At 61.1% G+C, this 20,118-nt stretch carries 17 protein-coding genes; 4 read left to right on the top strand and 13 right to left on the bottom strand.

Annotated elements, in window-relative coordinates:
- Window positions 1-172: 172 nt before the first annotated feature.
- Genes F4V60_RS10995 through F4V60_RS11005 form a run of 3 tightly spaced genes read left to right on the top strand, consistent with a single transcriptional unit; the run spans window position 173 to window position 3,584 of the window.
- The gene (locus tag F4V60_RS10995; protein ID WP_075730617.1) at window positions 173-2,191 is read left to right on the top strand and encodes a glucose PTS transporter subunit IIA; all 2,019 of its coding nucleotides are present in this window, start codon (window positions 173-175) and stop codon (window positions 2,189-2,191) included.
- Window positions 2,192-2,225: 34 nt separating this feature from the next.
- Complete coding sequence (locus tag F4V60_RS11000; RefSeq protein ID WP_075730618.1) at window positions 2,226-3,053, top strand: PRD domain-containing protein; 828 nt, start codon at window positions 2,226-2,228, stop codon at window positions 3,051-3,053.
- A gap of 45 nt (window positions 3,054-3,098) precedes the next feature.
- A complete protein-coding gene (locus F4V60_RS11005) occupies window positions 3,099-3,584 on the top strand; it encodes a GNAT family N-acetyltransferase (protein ID WP_075730619.1) in 486 nt (161 codons plus the stop codon).
- Window positions 3,585-3,608: 24 nt separating this feature from the next.
- Here the strand turns inward: F4V60_RS11005 and purT are convergent, their stop codons facing one another.
- Complete coding sequence (purT, locus tag F4V60_RS11010) at window positions 3,609-4,877, bottom strand: formate-dependent phosphoribosylglycinamide formyltransferase (RefSeq protein ID WP_075730620.1); 1,269 nt, start codon at window positions 4,875-4,877, stop codon at window positions 3,609-3,611.
- Window positions 4,878-4,941: 64 nt separating this feature from the next.
- The gene (locus F4V60_RS11015; RefSeq protein WP_075730621.1) at window positions 4,942-6,237 is read right to left on the bottom strand and encodes an adenylosuccinate synthase; all 1,296 of its coding nucleotides are present in this window, start codon (window positions 6,235-6,237) and stop codon (window positions 4,942-4,944) included.
- 267 nt (window positions 6,238-6,504) lie between these two features.
- On the opposite strand from F4V60_RS11015, the gene F4V60_RS11020 reads away from it, so the two are divergent.
- Window positions 6,505-7,350 (top strand): diacylglycerol kinase family protein, encoded by an 846-nt coding sequence (locus tag F4V60_RS11020; protein WP_075730622.1) that lies wholly within the window; start codon window positions 6,505-6,507, stop codon window positions 7,348-7,350.
- Between the two features lie 83 nt (window positions 7,351-7,433).
- Here F4V60_RS11020 and F4V60_RS11025 read toward each other — a convergent pair whose 3' ends face one another.
- From F4V60_RS11025 to clpB, 11 genes are all read right to left on the bottom strand, one after another.
- On the bottom strand, window positions 7,434-8,441 hold the full coding sequence (locus tag F4V60_RS11025) for an HNH endonuclease signature motif containing protein (protein WP_075731333.1): 1,008 nt from the start codon (window positions 8,439-8,441) through the stop codon (window positions 7,434-7,436).
- 181 nt (window positions 8,442-8,622) lie between these two features.
- Complete coding sequence (locus tag F4V60_RS11030; RefSeq protein ID WP_075730623.1) at window positions 8,623-9,840, bottom strand: FUSC family protein; 1,218 nt, start codon at window positions 9,838-9,840, stop codon at window positions 8,623-8,625.
- 161 nt (window positions 9,841-10,001) lie between these two features.
- On the bottom strand, window positions 10,002-11,036 hold the full coding sequence (gene fbaA, locus F4V60_RS11035) for a class II fructose-bisphosphate aldolase (RefSeq protein WP_075730624.1): 1,035 nt from the start codon (window positions 11,034-11,036) through the stop codon (window positions 10,002-10,004).
- Window positions 11,037-11,265: 229 nt separating this feature from the next.
- A complete protein-coding gene (locus tag F4V60_RS11040) occupies window positions 11,266-12,444 on the bottom strand; it encodes a glycoside hydrolase family 76 protein (protein WP_075731335.1) in 1,179 nt (392 codons plus the stop codon).
- A gap of 92 nt (window positions 12,445-12,536) precedes the next feature.
- Entirely contained in the window at window positions 12,537-13,220 is a 684-nt protein-coding gene (locus F4V60_RS11045) for a TrmH family RNA methyltransferase (protein ID WP_075730625.1), read from the bottom strand.
- On the bottom strand, window positions 13,201-13,770 hold the full coding sequence (gene pyrE, locus F4V60_RS11050; RefSeq protein WP_075730626.1) for an orotate phosphoribosyltransferase: 570 nt from the start codon (window positions 13,768-13,770) through the stop codon (window positions 13,201-13,203). Before pyrE ends, F4V60_RS11045 begins: the two co-directional genes overlap by 20 nt.
- 51 nt (window positions 13,771-13,821) lie before the next feature.
- On the bottom strand, window positions 13,822-15,030 hold the full coding sequence (locus F4V60_RS11055) for a hypothetical protein (protein ID WP_232315929.1): 1,209 nt from the start codon (window positions 15,028-15,030) through the stop codon (window positions 13,822-13,824).
- A gap of 60 nt (window positions 15,031-15,090) precedes the next feature.
- Window positions 15,091-15,957, bottom strand: coding sequence for a sulfurtransferase (locus F4V60_RS11060; protein ID WP_075730628.1), 867 nt, complete (start codon window positions 15,955-15,957; stop codon window positions 15,091-15,093).
- 23 nt (window positions 15,958-15,980) lie between these two features.
- Window positions 15,981-17,033 carry a nitronate monooxygenase gene (locus F4V60_RS11065; protein WP_075730629.1) on the bottom strand — a complete coding sequence of 351 codons (1,053 nt, stop codon included), beginning with the start codon at window positions 17,031-17,033 and terminating at the stop codon, window positions 15,981-15,983.
- A gap of 10 nt (window positions 17,034-17,043) precedes the next feature.
- Window positions 17,044-17,310: a hypothetical protein gene (locus F4V60_RS12810; RefSeq protein ID WP_075730630.1), complete on the bottom strand. Its 267-nt coding sequence runs from the start codon at window positions 17,308-17,310 to the stop codon at window positions 17,044-17,046.
- Window positions 17,311-17,555: 245 nt separating this feature from the next.
- Complete coding sequence (gene clpB / locus F4V60_RS11075) at window positions 17,556-20,108, bottom strand: ATP-dependent chaperone ClpB (protein ID WP_075730631.1); 2,553 nt, start codon at window positions 20,106-20,108, stop codon at window positions 17,556-17,558.
- Window positions 20,109-20,118: the final 10 nt, after the last annotated feature.

The raw sequence follows: 20,118 nt of genomic DNA on the forward strand, positions 1-20,118 counted from the left end.
CTTGCCAAACGTGACCACCTGGGCGTAACTTAAGGCTTAAGGATTGTTACTTCGGGCAAGACCTGGAACGCTTCATGCGCCCTGGGTCTTTTTCTCGTTTTCGGACAGTTCATACCCGGCGCGTGGCGCGTGCTCGCGCGTTGACTTCCTCGTACAGAAAGGAATAAAGCCCATGTCACCCACAACCACGACATCCTCGGCTGCGGCCATCGTGGCCGGAGTCGGCGGTGCAGACAACATCTCCTCCCTCACTCACTGCGCGACCCGCTTGCGCTTCGAGCTTAACGACGCCTCCCTTGCCAACAAGGAAACCCTCGAGGCCATCCCCAAGGTGCTCGGCGCCGTGCCCCAAGGCGGGCGCAACTACCAGGTGGTCATTGGCGGCGACGTCGCCACCGTGTACGAGGAAATCAACCACCTCCCCGAGATGCACTCCCTATCCAATGACGAGGTCAAGGCCGCCCAGCGCGCCAAGGCCAAAGGCAAGCTGCCCTGGATGGACGCATTCTTCGAGTATCTTTCGGACTCCTTCCGCCCCATCTTGGGCGTGCTGCTGGGTGCCTCCCTCATCATTGCTTTTGCCTCGGTGCTCGATTCCTTCGGCATCATTGACTTCCGTTCGCCCGACAAGCCCGCCTCGTGGTTCTTCGTCGACGCGATGTGGCGCTCGGTATTCTACTTCCTTCCCCTGATGGTGGCCTATAACGCCGGAAAGAAGCTGCGCATCGACCCTTGGGTGCCCGGCGCCATCATGGCTGCGCTGCTCACCCCAGAGTTCCTCAACCTAAATTCCAATCCGGCTGTCGATTGCGTAGTCAACCAGACCTTGGGCACTGAGCAATGCTCCATCCCCATCTTCGGCATGACCATGCAGCTGCCTTCCTACGGCGGCAACGTCTTCGTCCCCCTCATCATGGCCTTCGTGGCGGCGCTGTTCTACCGCGGCTTCCAAAAGATCATCCCGGCCTCCGTCCACATGGTCTTCGTCCCCTTCCTGACCATGGTCGTTGTCATTCCTCTGACGGCCTTCCTCATCGGCCCCTTCGGCGTGTGGGCCGGTAACGGCATCGGCGCCGGCCTGGCGTGGATGAACGATAACGCCCCCTTCGTCTTCGCCTTGGCCATCCCAATGCTCTACCCCTTCCTGGTTCCGCTGGGTCTGCACTGGCCTCTCAACGCCCTGATGCTGGTCAACATTCAGACCCTGGGCTATGACTTCATTCAAGGCCCCATGGGCGCCTGGAACTTTGCCTGCTTCGGCGCCACCGCCGGCGTGCTGGCCCTGTCCATTCGCGACAAGGACACGGTCATGCGCCAAACCTCGGCCTCCGCTCTGATGGCTGGTCTGCTCGGCGGCGTTTCCGAGCCCTCGCTCTACGGTATTCACCTGCGCTTCAAGCGCATCTACCCGCGCATGCTGGTGGGATGTTTCGCAGGTGGTCTAACCATCGCCCTGCTGACCATTGGTACCAATGGCATTACCGCCAACGCCTTCGTCTTTACTTCTCTGCTGACCATCGGCGTCTTTAGCCCAGCGCTCAAGTATGTCATCGCCATTGCCGTCGCCTTCTTCGTTGCTTTCTTCCTCATCGTCTTCACCGACTACCGCACCCCTGAGGAGCGCGCCGAGGCCAAGGCCCTGCGCGAGCAAGAAGCTGCCGAGGATGGCGCAACTTCTGCCGGCACAGATTCTGCACAGGCGGGCGGCACTGACGGTGCCGTGACCACCAAGACCAGGACTTCACAGCTTGCTGCACCTGTGAGCGGCGAGGTCATCGCCCTCGAGGACGTCAATGATCCGGTCTTTGCCGCTGGGACCCTGGGCCAGGGCGTCGGGATTGTTCCCACCGGCGCGGAGATCTTCTCTCCGGTAAGCGGAACGGTTATCTCCGCCACCAAGACCGGTCATGCCTATGGCATCAAGACTGAGGACGGCGTGGAGGTGCTCGTCCACATCGGCATCAACACCGTCAAGATGCATGGCGAGGGCTTTGAACGCGCCGTCGCCAAGGGCGATCACGTGGAAACCGGAGACCTGCTCGCCACAGTGGACTTCGACAAAGTACGCGAGGCGGGCTATGACCCGACAGTCATGGTGACCGTGACCAATAGCAAGACCCTGAATAAGGTAACTGCCGCAGATTTCAAACGCGCCACTGCGGGAGAGACTATCGTTAACATCACTGCCTAGCGTCCGCCGTCCAACCTAGAAACCCGAAAGCTCCATGCACATACTCCGCGTCTTCAACAACAACGTCATCCTCGCCCGCCGCGGGGATGAGGAGGTAGTTGTCACCGGTCGTGGAATCGGATTTCAGGCTAAGGCGGGCGATAGGGTTGACCCGGCACGAGTAGCACAGCTCTTCGTGCCGGCGGTGGGGCGCGATCCTGACCATTCCGCCGCCATACTCGCCGCTATTCCCGGCGAGTACATCCAAACGGTCCTCGGCGCCATGAAACGCGCCGAGCTACCAGATGCCCTGCAGAAGAAGCTCACGCTGGTGGTGGCGTTGGCGGATCACGTCCACGGCGCTGTAAAGCGCTCCACTACCGTGACTTATCCGCTCGAGGCAGAAGTCCGCTATCTCTATTCTGAGGACCTCGCCCTAGCCAAGCGCCTGCTGCGGGAAATCAACTCGGCGCTGCGCACCCCACTGCCAGAATCGGAGGCAGTGGCCCTCACCCTGCACCTAGTCAATGCGGGCTTTAGCGTGGGGGATCTCTCCGGCACTTACCGCATGACCGGCCTTATCCAGCAGCTGCTGGAGATCATCTCTGAGTACTTCGGCATCGAGTTCCATGACGGTTCGACCTCCGTGGCTCGCTTCATCACGCATCTGCGTTATCTCTTCGTGCGCATGTCCCAGCATGCGCAGCTCGACTCGGGGGATTCTCCCATCAGCCGGGCCATCGCCCAGCAGCATCCCCGCGCCGCGGACTGCGCGCAGCTGCTCGCCGGCGTCATTGAGTTGCGTTTCGAGGACTCTCTTACCTGCGATGAAGTCTCCTATCTCACCCTGCACATCGCGCGCCTGACCGAGGCCGACAAATAGCGCCAGGCTCGCTGAGGACGCAACAAGGCAGTAGTATCGGCAGCCATGACGCATACGATTACAGCCGCCAACATCGCCCAGATGAATCCTCTCGATGTCCATGCCCTTTATGAGTTGCGCGTGGAGGTTTTCATCAACGAACACCAAGCGCCCTACAAAGAGATCGATAGCACCGACGCCGATTCCCGGACCATTCACCTCCTGGCTTGGGATGACGCCACACGCACACTGGACGGAACCGCGCGGATCTTTCCCTCCACCTTCGAGGGCGCAGATGTCATCCAATTCGGCCGCTTTGCCATAGCCAAGAAGGCCCGCGGCACCGGACTCGGCGCGCAGATCATGGAAGCGGCTCTGCGTCTCGCGGAGGCCACGGCACCTGGCCAGTCGGTCTTTCTCAATGCCCGTACCCCGCTGGTGGATTATTACAGTGGCTACGGCTTTGACAAGTGCGGCGAGCCCTTCGAGGAATCCAGGATTCCGCACCAGCCCATGATCCTGCGCCGCAACCGCAGCGGCGCAGGATACTAATCGGAGGTCTAGGCCGACAAGCGCTTATAGACCCTGCTCATCTGCTGGGGCGCTGGCTTTAGCCATGTGAGCACTGGGAGTGGGCACGACGCTGATCTTTCCTGCGGCCAATGCTGCGCGGTCTCGCGCGGTCTCAACATCTTCAGCCGTGGAGACAACGAGCCCCATGCGGCGGCCTTTATAGGCACCGGGCTTTCCAAAAAGTCGCACGTCAGTCTCCTCATAAGTCATGGCTTGGCTCAGTCCGCTATATGCCACATCGCGGGTTTCTTCCTCGGCGTGGAGCACCACGCTCGCCCCCGGCGACACCAAAGTCACGTCAATGGGAAAGCCCAAAATGGCCCGAGCATGCAGCTCAAACTCGGAGAAACGCTGGGTATAGGAGGTCAGCATCGCGGTATCAGAAGGCCGCGGGGAGACAGAGGAGAAGTAAACATCGTCCCCGGCCACGAAGAGCTCGACTCCGTATACTCCGCGCCCACCCAGCTCATTAGAGATACGTGCGGCGACGGATCGGGCATTTTCCAAGGCGATCTCACTCATGGCCATGGGCTGCCAAGCCTCGACCAAGTCCCCGTTTTCGTGGCGGTGACCAATGGGCTCACTAAACCAGGTGGCCAGCTTCCCCGTGGCTGGGTCGATAGAACGCACGGCGAGCAGGGTCACCTCGTAGTCAAAGTCAACGAAGCGCTCAGCAACCACGCGGCCCTCGTCGGAGGAGACTCGGCGCACGAGGTTCCACGCCTCTTCAACGTGCTGGCTATCGCGGGCCAACATGTGGCCCTTCCCGGAGGTAGCCACGTCCGGCTTGATGATGCAGGGAAAGCCCAATTCAGCAGTGGCGTCCTGCAACTCCTCGAACGAGGAAGCAAAGCGATACGCGGAAACCGGCAGGCCTATCTCTGCCGCCACTTCGCGCACGCTCTCGCGGTCCTGGGTCAACTCGCAGGCCCGCGCGGTGGGCACAACTGTGACCTCGCCGGACTCCTCCAGCTTGGCCAAAGCACCCACGGCTACCATCTCGACCTCAGGGATAACGAAATCCGGCTGGATCCGCTCCGTGAGTTCTAAGACCTTGGCCTCGTCGTGGATGTCTGCGATGTAGCTAAAGTGCGCGATCTGCTGAGCGGGCGCACCCGCGTAGCGATCGACGGCGTGCACCTCAAGACCGAGGTTCTGGAAGGCAATGGCCAAGGCCTTACCCAACTCCCCGGACCCCAGCAACAACACCTTCGTGGCGTTGGGGGTCAAGGGAGTTCCAATAAACTCGGCGCTATCTTCTGCGAAATCCATAAGTAGTTCCTACCCCTTAACAAGCCACCGTCGCTGCAGCGGCGCGCGGTAGTAGACCAAACTGCTAGGCGTGATCTTCCATCACGTCATGACGGATGATGGTCTGGTCACGTCCCGGGCCAACACCGATGTAGGAAATCCGCGCTCCGGAAAGCTCCTCTAGGCGCAGGACGTAATCCTGTGCTTTCTGCGGCAGATCCTCGAAGCTCTGGCAGTTGGTGATGTCCTCATCCCAAGCTGGAATGGTCTCGAAGATTGGCTCGGCGTGGTGGAACTCCGACTGCGTCATTGGCATCTCATCATAGCGTTTGCCATCGATGTCATAGGCAACGCAGATGGGGATTTCTCCGATTCCGGTGAGCACATCGAGCTTGGTCAAGAAGTAGTCGGTGAAGCCGTTAACGCGGGTGGCATAACGCGCCACGACCGAGTCATACCAGCCACAGCGACGCTTGCGCCCCGTGTTCACGCCCACCTCGCCACCGGTGGTCTGCAGGTACTCGCCCCACTTATCAAAAAGCTCGGTGGGGAAAGGACCCGCACCTACGCGGGTGGTATAAGCCTTGATGATTCCCAGGGCCGTCTTGATCTGGGTGGGGCCGATGCCCGAACCCACGGAAGCGCCACCTGCGGTGGGGTTCGAGGAGGTTACGAAAGGGTAGGTGCCGTGGTCCACGTCGAGCATGGTGGCCTGCCCGCCCTCCATGAGGACGTGCTTTCCCTCGTGCAGCGCAGTGTTCAGCTCGAGCTCCGCATCGATGACCATGGGGGCAAGGCGCTCGGCGTAGCCGAGGAAGTACTGCACGATCTGCTCAGGATCGATGGCCTTGCGGTTATACATCTTGACCAGCATCTGGTTCTTGATGTCGAGGGCGGATTCCACCTTCTGGCGCAGGATGGATTCATCGAAGATGTCCTGCACGCGGATGCCAATGCGCGCGACCTTATCGGAATAGGCCGGGCCGATGCCGCGACCGGTGGTGCCGATTGCCCGCTTGCCCAAGAAACGCTCCTGCACGCGGTCGAGGGTCTGGTGATAAGGTGCTACGAGGTGCGCATTGGCCGAGATACGCAGCCGCGAGGCATTAGCACCACGGGCCTCGAGGCCATCGATCTCATCGAAGAGTGCTTCTAAGTTAATGACCACGCCGTTTCCCAGCACCGGGGTGGCATTCTCCGAAAGGATGCCGGCCGGAAGGAGCTTCAGCTCGTATTTCTCACCGCCAACGACGACGGTGTGGCCGGCATTGTTGCCGCCATTAGGTTTCACAACATAATCGACCTTGCCACCGAGGATATCGGTAGCCTTGCCCTTGCCTTCGTCGCCCCACTGGGCGCCGACGATGACGATCGCAGCCATTGAACAGTCACTTCCTAGAAATTGCAGCCAAATACCCACTCACCTTACCCGTTATGCAGGCGGTGGAGGCCAAAACGTGCCTTGAGTTACTCAGGTTCTCTTTCGCAACGCCTTGAACAAGCCCTAAACGGCAAACTCAAGAATGGGCCGGCTCCTTTGTCTTGAGCGCATCTCGCAACTCCCCCTCCCCGTTCCACCTCAACACGGCGCTGTAGAGTACAAAAGGCTAGTGATTACAGCTAGTAACGGTGGAGATAAGGACAAGTCGTGGCTCTTTTGATTCTGTTGTGCGGTTCTCCTGCCCCCGGTGCGCTGCCGGATGATGCGCAGGTAGAGAAGGTGGGTGCCATCCCTACGCGCGGCGAGTTGCGGGTGCTTGATGCACTGGCGGAGTCGATCTTGCCGGTGGATTCCACGCCATCGCTAGATGAGATTGCGGCCCAGCCGGATGTGGAGCACTTGGGCACGCCGGCGTTTGCCCCCCAGGAGGTTCCAGAGCCGCTCCGGGTGGTCGTTGTAGGCAGTGACGGCGCGCTTTCGGCGGTGCTCACGCGCATGATGCGCGCAGATTATATGTGGGTTGAGGTGTCATTCGTTCCCGTCGGCCCGAGCCCGGCGAGGCAGAACTGGGGCATTCCTGAGGATCCGCAGGCGGCGCTGGAGTTGGCCTTGAGAGGGCAGGTTCGCCCGGTGCCCCTCATCCGCAACGATGCTGGCCTGGCGGTGGCTGGCTCCGCCGTCATTGCCCAGTGGGAGCGCGCGGAGATCACTGGGGAGATCATCGTGGATAATGAGGTGCTTTTGCGCCAAGGCCCGGGAAAGGGTGCGTGGGGCGCGCGCTTGGTTCCCATGCTCGATGCCCCGGGCATCGTGGCGGCTAGGGCTCTGGGGCCGCTCGATCCCGCCCCGCGTGGCATCGGTAGGTTCCTCGCGCAGGTCCTGCGTCGGCCTATTCCTGGCCGCCTGGATCCGCAGAGCGTGCTCACGGGGAGGGCCGTGCAGGCCGGTGGTCCGCAGCTACGCGTGCTTGTCGACGGCGTCAGTGCCAAGCGTCCCCTAAAACGCGTCACCTTCTACCGCCACCTGCGGGATCTGCAGGTCGTCCGGCCTTAGTGTGGGCTTTTTCTATCGACAAGCCCACAGTTTAAGCGCGCTGGGTTTTGGGGTGCTGGAAGTCGCCGTTGGGCGGTGTTGTCCTAACGGCTAGTGTGCGGGGGCTGCCAGACTATTGTCCCGCCGTCGCGGGTAAGGCGCCCGCGCCGTGGCGGCGCATTCGGATCATCCTCATTAACACCATTGTGGTAGTTGCACAAGGTCACCAGGTTGGCAACGTTAGTCTCCCCGCCGTGCTTCCACGGGGTGAGATGGTGAAACTGTCCTCTTTCTGCTGGGGTGTTACAGCCTGGCCACGCACACGTGGGGTGCTCTGCTGCGAGCATTGTGCGTTGTTTGACCGAGGCGAAGCGTTGAAAACGGTACAAGTCCACCGGCCCCAGCGTACGGCTTATCACCGTAATAAGACCCTCGTTGGCACAGGCACGTTCAACAAGCTGCGCGCCGGTGATAACAGTCCCACTGGTGGTGCGCACCATCACGTCATCGCGCTCGCGGCGTACAAGCTTCCCGTAGTCCTCCAACTGGAGGACTGCCATAGTCGTCACACGAGTACGCCCAGCCGGGGCCTCGTCTGCCTTGCCGAGCATGCGGGCGATAAAACTTGCCCCTGGCCGCTTGTGGTCAATGGTCCGGAAAGCATCTGCCATATCCAGCCCATTGCCGGTCACTGTCAGCGTGGCTAGCCCGTTGGGGTGCTGGCGCAGCATGACACGCTCGGTGTACTGGCGGGGAACACGTAATTCACGCAGCCGGCGCCTGGCTACCGCGGTAACATGCTCGCCTGGGGTGGAGCATAATTCTAGCCGCAGGTTCCACGCATCCAGTTTCCCTGTGATGCGACGGGTAAAGGATTCGATGTGTTGCAGGGTGCTCAGGGCGTGCCCATTGCGCCGAGCAGCATCAAGGGCTAAGCGCTGCTTGCCCGTATAAGGCGTGGGTCCGAAGTAGATGGCGTGCAGGCCTATAAGCTCGGCGGCATCCTGCGCACTGGCCCCCATCTTTTCAAGGTCTGGGGCAGATAGCCCCGAGCACTCGGCTACGAGGTCAACACCCCGGCCGAGTTGTGCGAAGTACTCCTGCAAGCCCATGACCGCCACGCTAAGACACCGCCCACCGGTGCGACAATCCCCAACCCGCGCCCAGTAAGAAAACTGTGGATAACCCACCAAGCCCGGGGCGGTTATCCACAGCTGGGCCGCCTAGCCAGAATTAGGCAGTGCGCTAGCACGGCCACCCGGCCTATCCTGAAGGATCAGGCAAGTTAGGTCTCTATCCTTCGCCCGACTCGCGCTCGGAGCGCTCCTCGCGTTCTTCTTGTTGGCTCCACACCTCGGAGGGGAAGGCCGGGTGCGCAGAAGTTGGCACGAGGCTGGCCACGGCGGACTCGCGCGACATGCCGCAGACCATGAGCAGGTCCACCACGATGGAGCGCGTCTGCGCCAAAATCGCGTAGGCGGAGAGGCTTTGTTCCTCGACTACTCCCATGGAGGCACGCGCGCCGACTTTGCGCAGCTTGGACACTATCTCGGGGATCTCGTGCGCCACGTCGGCCCTGTTCTTGTGGTTATAGAGCTCGGAGAGCTCTTGGAGGATGTCCGAGAGGGAATCGATGAGCTCGAGCTGAGCCTTCGATACTTCGTCGTGGTCCTCGCTTAAGACCATCGCGCGGCGCGAGAGCACTCTTACCCCGCGCACCGCATTATCCACGGGTTCGAGGATGCGCTCTAGGGAGCGGATATTGCGCCTGGAGGCCCACATGATGGGCGAGACCTCGGCGGCCTCGCGTCCGGACTTCGCCGCATCGAGCATGCTGTTGATGTTGCTCTGGGTCCCGCGCACGGCATCCCGGGCGTCCTCGATGAGTTCGGGGTCGTCGTTCCTGAGGCCATAGGAGACGTCGGAAAGCACGCTGGAGGCCATGCCTAAGACTTTGCAGATCTCCCTGCGCGCCTGGCTCAGGGGGGAATTGGGGATAAGGGCGATGGTGACAATTCCAATGGCCGAGCCGATCATGGCATCGACCGCGCGGTCCAAGCCACCCATGCCCTCAGTGGGCGGGAAGATGGTGGCGATGAGGATGGAGCCAAAGACAATCTGATTGGCAACCAGCGGGGATTTGGTGATGAAAGAGCCGACGATGAGCCCCGCGAGCACAATGAGCGTGATTTGGAAGGGGCCTTGGCCCACGAACTCGAAGAGGATGTCCCCCACCGCGACGCCGATGATGCCACCGATAGACATCTCCAGGGCCTTCTTCATGCGGTCGCCGCCGGAGAGCCCCAGGATGATGACCGCGGAGATGGGCGCAAAGAAGGGCTGGGAGTGGCCAAAGAGCACGTGGGCCACCCAGTAAGCAAGGCCGGCACCCACGGTGGCCTGGATGATATAAACCGAGCGCGAACGCAGCCGGTTAACCCGGGCCATGACTGATTGATCTACTACTCGCAGGCGCTCGCGCGTGGATATTCTCTGCGGTTTATCAGTCATGCTCATGTTTTTCTGGTGCCCTCAATGGAAACTGGCTGGCTTAAGGGCTTCCTTTGAATCGCGGAAGCCTCCCGTATCTGCTTTTAGAAACAATGATAGCCGCACCGCCACGTCTCCATGACATGACAGCACGGCTATGAAGCTGCGCGGGAGGGCGAGTTCTACTTGGAGACGGTCTTGCCCACGGAGTGCAGGTCGGTGCAGGCCTCGACCACGCGGTCAGCCATGGACTGCTCGGCCTTCTTCATGTAGGAGCGAGGATCGTAGGCCTTCTTGTTGCCCACCTCGCCGTCAATCTTCAGCACGCCGTCATAGTTAACAAACATGTGGCGGGCGATGGGGTTGGTAAATGCGTACTGGGTGTCGGTGTCAACGTTCATCTTGACCACGCCGTACTGCAGAGCCTGCTCGATCTTTTCCTTCTCGGAGCCGGAGCCACCGTGGAAGACAAAGTCGAAGGGCTCGGAGCCGGGCTCGAGGCCCAACTTCTTGGCGGCAACCTTCTGGCCTTCATCGAGGACCTCGGGGCGCAGCTGCACGTTGCCTGGCTTGTACACGCCGTGGACGTTGCCGAAGGTGGCGGCCAGCAGGTAGCGGCCCTTCTCGCCGGTGCCCAGGGCATCGATGGTCTTCTCAAAGTCCTCAGCAGAGGTATAGAGGTTAGCGCCGTGCTTGGCCTCAACGCCGTCCTCTTCGCCGCCGACGACGCCGATTTCGACCTCGAGGATGATGTTGGCGTTATGTGCCTTTTCCAAAAGCTCCTGGGCAATGACGAGGTTCTCGTCGATCGGGATGGCCGAGCCGTCCCACATGTGGGACTGAAACAGCGGGAGCTCGCCGCGGTCAACGCGCTCCTGGGAGATGGCGATCAGCGGGCGCACGTACTCATCCAGAACTTCCTTCTGGCAGTGGTCGGTGTGCAGGGCCACGTTGATGCCGTAGTGCTTAGCTGCCTCGTAGGCGAAGGCCGCGAGCGCCTGGGCGCCATAAACCTTGTTCTTGACCGAGAGACCGGAGCCGAACTCAGCGCCACCGGTGGAGAACTGGATAATTCCATCGGACTCGGCCTCGGCGAAACCGCGCAGCGCGGCGTTGATGGTTTCGGAGGAAGTACAGTTAATGGCTGGGAATGCGAAGCCGCCCTTCTTGGCGGTATCGAGCATGTGGTTATAGACCTCAGGGGTTGCAATTGGCATGAGATTTAAGTCCTTTGCGAGTAGCGCGGAAAAGCTTCCAAGTCCCCAGTATGCCCGTGTTATGCCAAACATGCCGGGCAATTTTTGTGAACTTGATTATTCACAAACTCGCCGGAAACCATATGCGCCGGTAGCGCGGGTGGCGCTGAAAAAGGGCGTGTCTAATCCCACAAATGCAGACAGAAACAAACACACTCGGACAAGGCTGCTGCAGTACCGCGGGTGCACCCTATTTGACCACGCGGGCACAGGCCTCCAGCAACATCCAGCCCGAAAGCTGCACTGAGAGGTCCCGCTCGGCAACGCGGATGATGCCGACCTTCTCCCCGATGGTGGTGGGCCCGAAGCCATAGTTATGCGGCAGGCGGGCATCCGTGGTCCAATCCGAGCCGAAGATGGGCAGGCCATCCACCTCAAGGCGGTGGGCCCATACCGACTCCGCCGATGCCACCACCATCCGCGCGGCGAGCTTGCGCGTGGCACGGTTCGCCGGCGAATCCGCGGGAAGGCGCACCGCGACATCCGCCAAGTAGCGCACGAGGATGCCCTTGAACAAGCCACCATCCCCGTCCCCGGTGGGCCAGTTGATGACCCCGGCAGGAGTAGCCATGCCCGAGGCGATGGCCTGTACCAAACCCCGGATATTGGTGATGTAGCGCATGGTATCCGTAGCCATCTCCGCGGCTTGGACGGTATCAATGCGTTCGAGATCTCCCAGACCTGCAGATTCCCGCAGGGCCAGCGCTATCTCCAGGCAGGCACCGAGCACCACGCCCTGGCAATAGGGATGAATGTTCTTGACCAACTCGGGGCCGTTCATACGCATGCGCACGCCGTCCATGATGAAGCCCTCATCATCGAGGAGGTGATCATAGATCCAGTCCACGATGTGCCTTGCCTGGGAAATCTTGCCCTCCCGCGCCAGCATGATGGCACCGGGACCGTTGGAGGGCACGTTGAAGAAGGTCTCGCCCTCGCGCCAGGGCAGCACGCCCAGCTGCGCGTCCCGGCCCTCGGAGATATTGCGCTCAAGCGAGGCCAGCCGCTTCGGCGGGGCGATCTTTTTCAGCCCCCTGATGCGGCCCAGCGCCAGAGCCAGCCAGGCCTTATCGTCGTAATAGCGATTATTGCTCAGCTTGCCCAAGTTGCGTATGCGGATACCGCGAACCGTGTCATTGATGCGCTGTCGCCGCAGCTTGGTGTTGTTGCGCAGCGCCGCATCAATCTGGCAATCCAGGTAATGCGCCTGCCACCAGTAGTGCCAGTGCACGAAGATCTTCTCCTTGCCCGTGGGCGGCCAGCTCACCACTGCCAAGTTGGTACGCGGCAGGGACCACAGCGCGCGTGCGTGGCGATCATTGATCGCCGTCTCTGCAAGGTCAGCGCGGTGTGCCCATTTTTCTTCCACTGTGCTTCCCCCACTTTGCAAGGTCATTATCACTCTTCCCGGCGAATCTTTTCTATATCCTATAGGGATAGTAATCAGGCCCGCAGGCGGATTCACCACGCACGAGAAAGATCCGCATGCTGGCGGATCCACGCATGCATGGCAATGCCCGCGGCCACCCCGGCATTGATGGAACGCGTCGAACCAAATTGCGCAATTGAACAGGTCATTCGCGCCGCATCCTGCGCCTGCTGCGTCACGCCTGGGCCCTCCTGGCCAAAAAGCAAGAGGCAGCGCTTAGGCAGCTGCGCCGTCTCCAGGGGAACACTTCCAGGGGTATTGTCAATCGCCACCACCGTCAGCCCTTCCTCCTGCGCCCACTCGATGAGCTCGGCCACGGTGTCGTGGTGGCGCAGGTGCTGATAGCGGTCCGTAACCATCGCGCCGCGCCGATTCCACCTCCGCCTGCCCACGATGTGGACGGTATCGACGGCGAAGGCATTCGCAGTGCGCACCACGGTTCCAATGTTGGAATCGTTCTCGAAGTTCTCGATGGCGATGTGCAGCGGGTGCCTGCGCTTGTCGATGTCCTGGGTGACAGCCTCGCGCTTCCAGTAACGGTAGGCATCCACCACGTTGCGATGATCGCCGTGCTCGAGCAGTTCCGGATCCAAGCGCTCGTCATCCGGCCACGGCCCCTCCCAAGGGCCGACGCCGTGCCTGCCCTCATTCCACTCCGTAGGGCCCTTGCCAGGATCCGGTTCGCCGGCAGGTTGCCTAGGCGAGTCCAAGATCATCCAGCCCCAACAAGTAGCGGTATTCCATGCCCTCGGCCGCGATGACATCAGCCGCGCCGGTAGCACGATCCACCACGGTGGCCACTCCCACGACCTCAGCGCCTGCTTCACGCAACGCAGCCACCGCGGTCAGCGGGGAATTGCCGGTGGTGGTTGTATCTTCGACCACCAGCACCTTCTGGCCCACCACGTTAGGGCCCTCAATACGGCGCTGCATGCCGTGCTTCTTGGCCTCTTTGCGCACCACAAAGGCATCGATAGGGCGCCCGTCAGCATGCATGACGGAGGTTGCCACCGGGTCAGCGCCCAAGGTCAGTCCGCCAACGCTGACATAATCCCAATCGGCGGTGAGCTTGCGCAAAAGGCGCCCGATAAGGCGCGAAGCCTCATGCTGCAAGGTGGCGCGACGCAGGTCCACGTAGTAGTCCGCCTCCTTGCCGGAGGACAAGGTGACCTTGCCATAAACCACGGCGAGTTCCTTGACCAGCTCCGCGAGCCGGGCCTTGTCTTGCAGATCCTGCGGGTCTTGCTTGCCCTGTTCCAGACTCATGGTGATGCGCTCCTTGAAAGTGATGGTCCTAAACCGTTGCCTTATAGCATTCTATTCTTCCGTCCGGCCATCCCCGAAAATGGAGGAACCCTTAGGCAGCTTGCGCGGCAGTCGCGCCCGGGATCCATCGGGCCGGGGATGCTCGCGCCCATCCGCAATGGCATCAACCTCGTCCGCGCCTAAGGCAGTGTGCTTGGCGATGTCCCCCCGAGCATCACTGCGCACCCTACTAGGCAGCTCCAGCGGCTCTTCCGGGCGCAGGATGGGCGGCTGGGATACTGCCTCACCTCGCGGGGCTACCAGCCGTGGGCCCGTGGGCTCTGGGGCGGGCGGCGGCGGGATAAGGCGGGTGGGATCCATGTCATCGACGTGCAGGATGTGGCCTGCGGTAGAACGCGGGGGGAGGACGCGGGCGACATCGCCAAGCAGGGCCAAAGGCGCCAACATCTGCTCCCACTGCGGGCTGCGCGCCGCCTTCGCGGTCTGCGCAAGCACCCACTCGGATTCCATCCACACCGCGGTGACCTCGGCGGGGAGCATCTCTAGGGCCACGGGCACGCGCTGATCAATCATGCGCTGCGCCACCGCGACCTCAGTGGAAAAGACCTCAAAGCCCGCCAACTCGCGCACCGGAAGCAAGTCCGCAGAGGGCTCATTTCCTGAGTTCCCAGAATCCTCTGCAATCTCCACACGCCGAAAGTCCACCACCGTATCGGAGGCAGCCCCCGTGCGTGCTGCCATGACACCCACCCCTCCGAGATCCGTCAGCACAATTTCGTGGCCAAAAGCATGGCCCACGACAATATCGCGCGGTGTAGCTCCACTAGCGGCAGCACCCCGCGTCCATTCCTCCGCGAGGTAGCTATCTTCCTTGAAGAACTCGAAGCCCTTGTGCTCTGCCCACTTTTTCTTCTCACGGCGCACTGCACCGGGCAGGCTGGGCAGGTGCGGATGCGGGCGCGAGCGCTCGGGCTCGGATTCAGGTTCTGTCGAAGGCTCGGGAGGAACCTCATCCTGGGACTTAGGTTGCTCAATTAATTCAGGATGTGGCTCCGGCTCTGCCTCTAGCGCTGGCTCTGATTCCGGTACAGCTTCATGCTTAACCGCGAACTCAGCCTCGGACTCGGCCACAGGTGCCGAGCTCGGAGCAGGGAGTGCTTCCTCAGCGCCTGCCTTGCGGCGCTTGGTGTCTACATAGAGCAGACCTACGCCGGCCACACCGACAATGAGCGCGAGGATAAGAATTAGAGAAGCCATCATTCCCCAACATTAGTAAGCAGGACGCCCGTATGCACTGCCTACACGGCGTTTTGGGGACAATTACTCCCCCACGCGGAAGCGATCCCCACGCTCAACGGGGTTTGCGGGGTCAGCTGACCACTGCGACCAGCCGCCCACGAAGTGGCGCAGGCCGTGGAAACCGGCATCCTCCAAGACGGCCAAAGCCAGCGCGGAGTGGTTGCCGGAACCGGAGTAGATGATGGCGTCCTTGACGTTTTCCGGGGTAAGGCCTGCATCCGCCAAGACCTGCAGATTCTCCTCGCGGGATTTCAAGGTGCGAATCCCGTCGTGGTGGAAGAACCGCTCGGGGACGTTGACCGCGCCGGGAATGTGACCGGCCTTCAGGTCGAGGTTCTCACGCCGCCCGGAGAAGCGATTCCGGGTCCGGGTATCGATGAGGAGCCCGCCATTCTCGCTGTACTCGCGGGCCTCCTCCAGGGTGGCAGTGGGCATGGAACCGGGGCGGACCTCGGCGTCCGTATTGACCACGAGGTTGCCCGGGCCAGTGAGGGTTTCAAACCCAAGATGTGCCCAGTACTTGAGCCCGCCGTTGAGGATGCGAACATCCTCGACACCGGCCCAGCGCAAGGTCCACCAGGCGCGGCCGGCGAATACGCCTCGACCCTCGTCATAGACCACTACCGGGCGGTTGCTGCGCAGCCCCCACTTTTCGAACCAGTTTTGAAGCTTGTCCGGATCGGGCAAAGGGTTGCGGCCTACCTTGGAACCAGGCAGGCCGACGAAGGCTTGGGCGGCGTCACTGTATTGCGCCGTGGGGATGTGCATTGAGGAAAACTGGTTGTAGCTTTCGCCCTCTACTGGCTGCCAAAGGGAAGCCAAAAGCGTCAGGCGGTCGCCGTGGTGGATGGACTGTTGCAACTCCTGCGGGGAGACCAAAATGCTCATGCCTACATAGTAGAGACGAATGCTCAATCGTGCGCGGCCAGAAGCCTGCGCGCGATGTCGGCTGCGGGCTCCTCTTTCGCATGCACAAAGCCGGTCCCGGCCCACAGATTGAGGTTCTCCGCATCGCCGCGCTCATTCGCCTCCTTGCGCAAACCTGCCGTCAAAAAGTGCAGCTGCGGGTAGAAACCCGGGGCCGAATCTGACAGAGCTGCGCTGAAACTATTCTCAATCGCGCGTGCCGGGCGTCCACTAAAGGCCCTGGTGATAACAGTCTCACGCCCGCCAAACTCCTCCAGCGCACGCCGGTGCGTCTTTTTGGTCCCTGCCTCCTGTGCATTCAGGAACAGCGTCCCAACCTGGACGCCGGTGGCCCCGGCGCGCAACAGGTTGCGCACATCGGCTGCGCCGCTCACGCCACCGCCCGCGATAATCGGCTTGCAGGAGATTCCTCGGGCGTATTCGACAAGCTCAAGCACAGACTCATTCGAGTCATCATCGACCCCGAACACCGTCGCGCGGTGTCCGCCCGCGTTCGGCCCTTGAATGCCGATGACATCCGCACCCGAGTCCACGATGGCATCAATACCAGGCCTACTCGTGGCGTAGAAGATAACGAGCTTGCCCGCGGCGTGCACACGCTCAACAACCGCGGGTGCGGGATGAGCAAAAGTAAAAGACACGAAACTCGCCGCGGACGCACATACAATCTCGAGCTTCTCCTCAAAGGCATCATCGGACCAGATGGGTTCCGCTGGCACTAGCTCCGGGCTCACCCCGCTGACCTCCAACACCCGGGCACGATAGTCAGAATATGCCTCCACATCGCACCTTGAGCCCTGCGGATCTGGAACAAAGAGATTCACTCCAAAAGGCAACTCGGAAGACTTCTCCAGGTAGCCCTGCAAATCTGCGATATCCGCCCGCAAAGATTCAGGGCTGAGATACCCCGCCGCCAGGAAAGGAAGACCACCGGCCCCGGCAACAGCAGCAGCAAGCCGCGGCGTGGAGGGACCCCCCGCCATCGGTGCAAGCACCAGGGGGCGCAGAAGCTTCTCGATCTCCTGTGCATTATTCATAGGTCTAGTCTCACGCACGTGGCCCTCCAGGTACCTCGTCACTTTTCATAAGCCAATTCTTCAATTCTTCTTCTGCATGTTCACAACCCCCTGGGTAGTTCCCGTCTAGTTCCCCAGCTACGGAATGGAATACCTTCTTGGCAAGAGCGCCAGCATGCTCAGGAGTAAGTGTCCCTTTTAGTTCGTCCAATGGGACAGAAAGGGTGACGTCGGGGCTCGGGCGAAAAGAATAAGACCGCATGTCAGGGGAATACACTCGGGGACTTGTTCCCAAAATATGAGATTCAAGTACAACGTTGCCGAAGAACCGGACTTTGAACTGGAAAGCCGCACTCTAGTCACGGAGGGTTCCACTGTGACCATTCCACTGTTTGCCTCATGGGATTCTAGTCACTACGCAATGGTAGAGCTTAGAGCGCTCGCAGATAGCTTTTCTCACTGGATGAAGAGAACAGTCTATTTAAAACAGTAAACGAGGCGCAGACCTTAAAAGACCTGCGCCTCGCGCGCTGTCCCAGAAACCTAGGCGCTAAGCTCCAAAGACTCGGAGTCAGCAGCTACATCCACGTGGACGGTATCGCCGTCTACGATGTCGCCGGCCAGCAGCTTGCGGGCGAGTGCATCGCCGATGGCCTTCTGGATGAGCCGGCGCAACGGACGGGCACCATAGGCGGGATCGTATCCGCGCTCTGCCAGCCATGCCTTGGCTGCCTTGGTGACGTCCAAGGTGAGGCGGCGTCCGGTCAGGCGCTTGCCCAGCTCGCCGAGCTGGATGTCGACGATGCCTTCCAAGAGCTGCTCGGAGAGCGGCTCGAAGATGACCACGTCATCGAGACGGTTGATGAACTCGGGCTTGAAGTTGCGCTTGACGGCGTCCATGATCTCATCGTGGGTACCACCGGCACCCAGGTTCGAGGTCAAGATGATCACCGTGTTGCGGAAGTCCACCGTGCGGCCCTGGCCGTCGGTCAGGCGGCCCTCATCAAGGACCTGCAGCAAGACGTCGAAGACGTCGGGGTGAGACTTTTCCACCTCGTCGAAAAGCACCAGCGTGTACGGGCGACGCCGTACTGCCTCGGTGAGCTGCCCGCCGGCATCGTAACCAACGTATCCCGGAGGAGCACCGACGAGGCGGGCCACGGAGTGCTTCTCCCCATACTCGGACATATCGATGCGCACCATGGCGGATTCATCATCGAAGAGGAAGTCCGCCAAGGCCTTGGCCAGCTCAGTCTTGCCCACGCCGGTAGGACCTAGGAAGAGGAAGGAACCAGTCGGGCGATTGGGAGCAGAAACCCCGGCCCGGGCGCGACGCACGGCATCGGAGACCGCCTTGACGGCTTCCTTTTGCCCCACGACGCGCTTGCCCAGCTCGTCTTCCATGTGCAGCAGTTTCTGGGTCTCACCCTGCAGCATCTTGCCAGCCGGAATGCCGGTCCACGCCGAGACCACCTCAGCGATGGTATCGGGGGTGACCTCCTCCGTCAGCATGGAATTATCCTTGGCATTGGCTGCTTCCTCTGCCTCAGACAATTCCTTCTCCAGCTCGGGGATACGTCCATAGCGCAGCTCAGAGGTCTTTTCATAGTCCCCGTCGCGCTCGGCGATCTCCGCCTGGCGCCGCAGATCCTCCAATTCCTCTTTGGCCTGCTGCACCTTGTCGATGGCCTGCTTCTCGTTAGCCCAGCGTGCCTTGAGCTCGCCGAGCTTCTCACGCTCATCCGCCAGCTCCTGCTGGAGCTTGGAGAGGCGTTCCTGGGAGGCGGCGTCCGATTCTTTCTTCAGCGCCAGCTCCTCGATCTCCATCCGGCGCACGGTGCGCTCGAGCTCGTCGATCTCCTGCGGCGAGGAGTCAATCTCCATGCGCAGGCGCGAGCCAGCCTCATCGACCAAGTCGATAGCCTTGTCCGGCAGGAAGCGGTTGGTGATGTAGCGATTCGACAGCTCCGCTGCCGCCACCAGTGCCGAATCCATGATGCGTACACCGTGGTGCACCTCATAACGCTCCTTGAGCCCACGCAGAATGGCCACCGTGTCCTCCACGGAAGGCTCGGCTGCGTAGACCTGCTGGAAACGCCGCTCCAAGGCGGCATCCTTTTCGATGTACTTGCGGTACTCGTCCAAGGTGGTAGCACCGACGAGGCGCAGCTCGCCGCGGGCCAGCATGGGCTTAATCATGTTTCCGGCATCCATCGAACCCTCGCCCGTGGCACCGGCGCCGACGATAGTGTGCAGCTCATCGATGAAGGTAATGATCTGGCCATCGGAGGCCTTGATCTCATCGAGAACAGCCTTGAGGCGCTCCTCGAACTCACCACGGTACTTTGCACCCGCGACCATTGAACCCAGGTCCAGGCTAATGAGCGTCTTGCCCTTCAGTGACTCCGGGACGTCGCCCGCCACGATGCGGCGGGCCAGCCCCTCGACGATGGCGGTTTTACCAACGCCAGGCTCACCGATGAGCACCGGGTTATTCTTGGTACGACGGCTAAGAACCTGCACCACGCGGCGGATTTCCTGATCACGGCCTATGACCGGATCGATCTTGCCTTCGCGGGCGCGGGCGGTGAGGTCGGTGGAGTACTTCTCCAAGGCCTGGAACTGATCCTCGGGGTTTTCGCTGGTGACCTTCGCGGCACCACGCACCGAGGGGAAGGCGCCCTTGAGGGCATCATACGTAGCCCCGCGGCTGGTTAATAGCTCTGCGGCATCCGTCTTGGAACCGGCAATAGCTGCCAAGAGCACCTCGGTGGAGACATACTCGTCCCCCAGTTCCCCGGCCAGCTCTTGGGCGCGGGTGAGCACGTTGAGACCATCCCGGTTGAAGTTGGGATTGGCCATGTTGGAACCCTCGGCCTTGGGGTAGGCCTCGACTAATTTACGAGCCTCGGCCAAGACGGTATCGGGATCGACTCCGGTGGCTTTGAGCACCGGTGCGGCGATGCCGTCTTTCTGGCTCAAGATAGCGACCAGCAAGTGGGCCGGCCGAATATCGGGATTGCCATTAGCTGAAGCGGTCTGCAGGGCGTCCTGCAGAGCTTCTTGGGTTTTGGTTGTGGGATTAAATGCGTTCATGTTTATAACT

This window comes from Corynebacterium flavescens (genome assembly GCF_008693105.1).
Classification (GTDB): Bacteria; Actinomycetota; Actinomycetes; order Mycobacteriales; family Mycobacteriaceae; genus Corynebacterium; species Corynebacterium flavescens.

Bases quoted from the DNA above. Each gene is read 5' to 3' on its own strand.
- F4V60_RS11000 (WP_075730618.1), top strand. From the start codon at position 2,226: ATGCACATACTCCGCGTCTTCAACAACAACGTCATCCTCGCCCGCCGC.
- F4V60_RS10995 (WP_075730617.1), top strand. From the start codon at position 173: ATGTCACCCACAACCACGACATCCTCGGCTGCGGCCATCGTGGCCGGA.
- F4V60_RS11015 (WP_075730621.1), bottom strand. From the start codon at position 6,237: ATGGCTGCGATCGTCATCGTCGGCGCCCAGTGGGGCGACGAAGGCAAG.
- F4V60_RS11025 (WP_075731333.1), bottom strand. From the start codon at position 8,441: ATGGGCTTGCAGGAGTACTTCGCACAACTCGGCCGGGGTGTTGACCTC.
- pyrE (WP_075730626.1), bottom strand. From the start codon at position 13,770: ATGAGTCTGGAACAGGGCAAGCAAGACCCGCAGGATCTGCAAGACAAG.
- F4V60_RS11055 (WP_232315929.1), bottom strand. From the start codon at position 15,030: ATGATGGCTTCTCTAATTCTTATCCTCGCGCTCATTGTCGGTGTGGCC.
- purT (WP_075730620.1), bottom strand. From the start codon at position 4,877: ATGGATTTCGCAGAAGATAGCGCCGAGTTTATTGGAACTCCCTTGACC.
- F4V60_RS11030 (WP_075730623.1), bottom strand. From the start codon at position 9,840: ATGACTGATAAACCGCAGAGAATATCCACGCGCGAGCGCCTGCGAGTA.
- F4V60_RS11060 (WP_075730628.1), bottom strand. From the start codon at position 15,957: ATGAGCATTTTGGTCTCCCCGCAGGAGTTGCAACAGTCCATCCACCAC.
- F4V60_RS11065 (WP_075730629.1), bottom strand. From the start codon at position 17,033: ATGAATAATGCACAGGAGATCGAGAAGCTTCTGCGCCCCCTGGTGCTT.
- fbaA (WP_075730624.1), bottom strand. From the start codon at position 11,036: ATGCCAATTGCAACCCCTGAGGTCTATAACCACATGCTCGATACCGCC.
- F4V60_RS11005 (WP_075730619.1), top strand. From the start codon at position 3,099: ATGACGCATACGATTACAGCCGCCAACATCGCCCAGATGAATCCTCTC.
- clpB (WP_075730631.1), bottom strand. From the start codon at position 20,108: ATGAACGCATTTAATCCCACAACCAAAACCCAAGAAGCTCTGCAGGAC.
- F4V60_RS11045 (WP_075730625.1), bottom strand. From the start codon at position 13,220: ATGATCTTGGACTCGCCTAGGCAACCTGCCGGCGAACCGGATCCTGGC.